This window comes from Pseudarthrobacter albicanus, from assembly GCF_018224015.1.
Taxonomy (GTDB): domain Bacteria; phylum Actinomycetota; class Actinomycetes; order Actinomycetales; family Micrococcaceae; genus Arthrobacter; species Arthrobacter albicanus.
Window position 1 is genome coordinate 1 of sequence record NZ_JAGPOT010000163.1, and the last position, 3352, is coordinate 3352.

A 3352-nucleotide genomic window follows, 5' to 3' on the forward strand; every position below is an offset into this window, starting at 1 on the left:
TCCAAATATCCGCGCTGGGCCGCCTCAATTCCTTGCATACACCCAGTCTTAAGGACCACTGCGCGAAGTCCAGCAGGCGCGCCTTAAACCACCCAAATTGTTCAGCGCAGTCCTAGGCCGTGGCGGACCCTCACGCCACGAGCCGCTCGCCGCGAACGGCGCCCTCGCGCCGCGGCTGCCGGCCCTGCATCAGTAGCCTGAGGTCTCCGGCCCGGAGATGAACTCCTTGGCGTGTGCCACGGCCTTCTTGAAGGCGTCGTTCCGCAGCGCCACGAGGTGCTCCGTCTCGGAGGAGGAGGGCTCAAGGTACTCCGTGAAGCCGGGCCGCAGCACCCATATGTCACCGGCCGGCGGCAGATAGAACACGCCAAAGGAGCGGTGCTGGCGGTCGTCGTCGGTCCAGATGGGGACAACTGCCAGCGCACCCGTGTCGCTGTTGATCCATTGGGCCCGGGGAAGCGGCGATTCGAGCGCCTCGGGATCCAGGAAGGGCGCCGTGCCCTTGCCCCAGCGTTTCTCGAACCTTTCGTGGAATACCGGCATCAGATGGGCATCGTAACGGCGCCATTCGCTCATGGCGGCCTCCTTCTCTTGGAGTCGTTCTCTGGGAGCATTGCTCTTCATTGCCGCACCCGCCGCGCAGGTGGACTGTCACGGACCGCGCCACGGACCGCGTTCCCACCTCACCGGGGTGACCCGCAGCAGCGGCTCCGGATGCCGGATGTGGCGCACCGGAATGTCCCGCGGAGGATGGGCCGCGTTGCGCGGCCGGTCCGCCGGGCCCTGTCCGCGGTCATAGGCAGCCCGGGACCTGGGATCCCGGAGAACGGCGAAGGCCTCCAGGATGCTGCGCACCTCGTCCCCGCCGCCTGGATTGCCGACGTCGGGGTGGCGCTGGCGCATCAGCGCCCGGAAGGCGCGGCTGATTTCCTGCTGCGTCGCGTCGGGCGCAACCTCCAGTGCCGCGTAGTAGCCGCGGGAGTCAGCGTGCACGGTTCCGGCTCCGTCGGATCAGGTGTGGACGGGCGGGGGGGTCGGCGGGCGTGGGAGTAGTGGCGTGGGACCGGGGCGGCGCCGGCGTCGCCGGGCGCCGCCCCTGTTTTCCAGGCGGCGGGAACCGGGCGCCCTCGCCCCGGGACTACTTCCCGATCTCCTGCATCTTGTTCTGCTCGTGGGAGATTTCGATCTTCCTCGGCTTGGCCTGCTCTGCCACGGGAATGCGGAGGGTCAGGACGCCGTCGGCGTAGCTGGCCTTGACGTGTTCGGTGTCCAGCGTGTCCCCCAGGATCAGTTGGCGGCTGAAGACACCGCGCGGACGCTCCGACGCGATGAGTTCAACGTTGGGTTGCGTCGGGTCGCGCCGCTCGGCCCTCACCGTCAGGACGTTCCGCTCAATATCGAGGTCAACCGAGTCCACGTTGACTCCCGGCAGATCGAATGCGACGACGAACTCGTCGTCTTCCTGCCACGCGTCCATCGGCATGGCAGCGGGCCGTGCGGCCGTGCCGAAGACCTGCTGGGCCAGCCGGTCGAAGTCACGGAAGGGGTCCGTACGCATCAACATCATTTCCCACTCCTTCAGTACTGGTTCTGTGCATTTCCCTATATCCACCGCGACCGGTTATCTATGTTGGTGGATATAGATTTTTTATAGCACCGGTGGGAGACTGATGCAAGAGGAATCCGGCGGTCAGCGTGAAGGAGAACCATGACGGAAGAGGCGCGGGTGGTGGGTCTGTATGCCATCTCCGTGGTGGCTCAGCTGGTGGGGACCGGGCAGCAGAACATCAGGCTCTACGAGCGGAAAGGCCTGCTCACACCGGACCGCACGGCCGGTGGCACGCGTCAGTACAGCGACGCCGATCTGGCGGTTCTGCGGCGGATCAGCGAGCTGCTGGATGAGGGGCTGAACCTGGCCGGAGTGGCCAAAGTGCTGGAATTGGAAGCTGCCAACGCCCGGCTGCAGGCAGCGCTCAACCGGGCAGCCCTCAAGCGGGGCGCCCTGCAGCAGGCCCGGGGGCACTGAGGCGGGGGCGTGACAGATAGGCTGCGGTCCGGGGCTACTTTGAAGCCCGCAGCCGGCTGATCCCGGTCCGTGGACGGCGTGTCCGTGTCAAAGTGCCCCCGGACCGGTCGTCCCCTTTGAAGGCGGGGAGAATCCGTGCCGCCGGGGGCCCTGTCCGGCCCCGCCCCGTGGCCGCCGGCATGGTTCGGCCCGGGTTAGTCCTCGCCGGCGTCGGATTTCGAGAGGGTCCCGGTGACCGGCTCCCCCCGGATCCGGGCGGTCCGCCAGGTATCCACGGCCATCACGGCCCCCAGGATGACCAGCGAGATGGCGAGGGACGCGAGGGCATCAGTCATCCAGTGATAGCCGAGGTACAGCCGGCTGACCGCAGCGAAGAACGCGCCGACTCCGGCCCCGATAAAGCCGACGACGGTGGCCGTCGGGTTGCGGCGGCGCGAGAAGACGAGAAACGTCGTGATGAGCAGGAAGTCGCAGGCACCCAGGACGTGTCCGGAAGGAAACGAGAAGGTGGGATCGGCGCCTAAGAGCATGAGGTCCACGGGAGGGCGGCCGCGGTTCACGATGTGGCCGATCAGCTGGGCAAGGACGACGCCGGTCAGCATGGCGGCTGCCAGCAGGACCGGGCGCCAGACGTGCTTTGCCAGGAATGCCCAGGCCACCGTGACCACCAGGACGATAATCGGCAGCCCGACCGGGCCGAAGATGACCGCCAGGATGATCATCACCGTGGTCAGGGGCTCGGACCGCAGCGTCAGGAGCCAGGACCGCACGGGTTCGTCTCCGTCGGACAAGCCGCCCCGCAGGAGGACACCCGCCAGGACAGCCGTGAACAACAGGGCGCCCGCGATCATCAGGACAACGCCCATGCGGTACAGGTTCGTCCGCGCCTGCACGCTCATGAACCGTTCTTCCACCACGAACTTCTCGTTGAATACCCGCCACCGGCCCTGCGGCTTGCCCGTTCGATCCTCAGCCATTGTCCGTTTCCGCCTCTGTGCCGTGTGTGGACCTTCTCTGCTGAAGATTACCGCCATTGTGGAGTTCAGGGGCGTCCGGGCATGCCGCCGGCGCGCTGCAGCAGCTCGCGCTGGGCGGAGGCTCGCCGCCGGGGACCTTGTGGTCCCGGGCCCGTCACCAGTCGTGGACCGTTCCGTCGACGAGGCGGTTGTAGGGCAGGTAGGCCTGCTGGTAGGGGTAGCTGTTGGCTGCTTCCTCGTTGAACTCCACGCCGATGCCGGGCGCCTCGCCCGGGTGCAGGTAGCCGTCGGTGAACGTCATGGACTGCTCGAACACGGTGTTCGTGGCGTCCGAGTGCTGCATGTACTC

Annotated in this window: 5 protein-coding genes and 1 pseudogene; 1 reads left to right on the forward strand and 5 read right to left on the reverse strand. The window is 67.1% G+C overall.

Annotated features, from left to right (window positions below; genetic code table 11):
• Positions 1-189 precede the first annotated feature (189 nt).
• From J9611_RS21075 to J9611_RS21085, 3 genes are all read right to left on the reverse strand, one after another.
• Positions 190-576: a hypothetical protein gene (locus J9611_RS21075; RefSeq protein WP_211883149.1), complete on the reverse strand. Its 387-nt coding sequence runs from the start codon at positions 574-576 to the stop codon at positions 190-192.
• A gap of 75 nt (positions 577-651) precedes the next feature.
• Positions 652-993 (reverse strand): J domain-containing protein, encoded by a 342-nt coding sequence (locus J9611_RS21080; RefSeq protein WP_211883151.1) that lies wholly within the window; start codon positions 991-993, stop codon positions 652-654.
• 145 nt (positions 994-1138) lie between these two features.
• Complete coding sequence (locus J9611_RS21085; RefSeq protein WP_211883157.1) at positions 1139-1564, reverse strand: Hsp20/alpha crystallin family protein; 426 nt, start codon at positions 1562-1564, stop codon at positions 1139-1141.
• A gap of 144 nt (positions 1565-1708) precedes the next feature.
• Here J9611_RS21085 and J9611_RS21090 point away from each other — a divergent pair, with 144 nt between their 5' ends.
• Entirely contained in the window at positions 1709-2026 is a 318-nt protein-coding gene (locus J9611_RS21090; protein ID WP_211883153.1) for a MerR family transcriptional regulator, read from the forward strand.
• A gap of 194 nt (positions 2027-2220) precedes the next feature.
• Here the strand turns inward: J9611_RS21090 and J9611_RS21095 are convergent, their stop codons facing one another.
• Together J9611_RS21095 and J9611_RS21100 are read right to left on the reverse strand one after the other, a co-directional pair.
• The gene (locus tag J9611_RS21095; RefSeq protein ID WP_211883155.1) at positions 2221-3003 is read right to left on the reverse strand and encodes a phosphatase PAP2 family protein; all 783 of its coding nucleotides are present in this window, start codon (positions 3001-3003) and stop codon (positions 2221-2223) included.
• A gap of 154 nt (positions 3004-3157) precedes the next feature.
• A pseudogene (locus J9611_RS21100) lies at positions 3158-3352 on the reverse strand (bifunctional D-altronate/D-mannonate dehydratase); the annotation flags it as partial.

Coding starts and splice junctions, on each gene's coding strand:
- J9611_RS21075 (WP_211883149.1), bottom strand. CDS start 576: ATGAGCGAATGGCGCCGTTACGATGCCCATCTGATGCCGGTATTCCAC.
- J9611_RS21085 (WP_211883157.1), bottom strand. CDS start 1,564: ATGTTGATGCGTACGGACCCCTTCCGTGACTTCGACCGGCTGGCCCAG.
- J9611_RS21090 (WP_211883153.1), top strand. CDS start 1,709: ATGACGGAAGAGGCGCGGGTGGTGGGTCTGTATGCCATCTCCGTGGTG.
- J9611_RS21095 (WP_211883155.1), bottom strand. CDS start 3,003: ATGGCTGAGGATCGAACGGGCAAGCCGCAGGGCCGGTGGCGGGTATTC.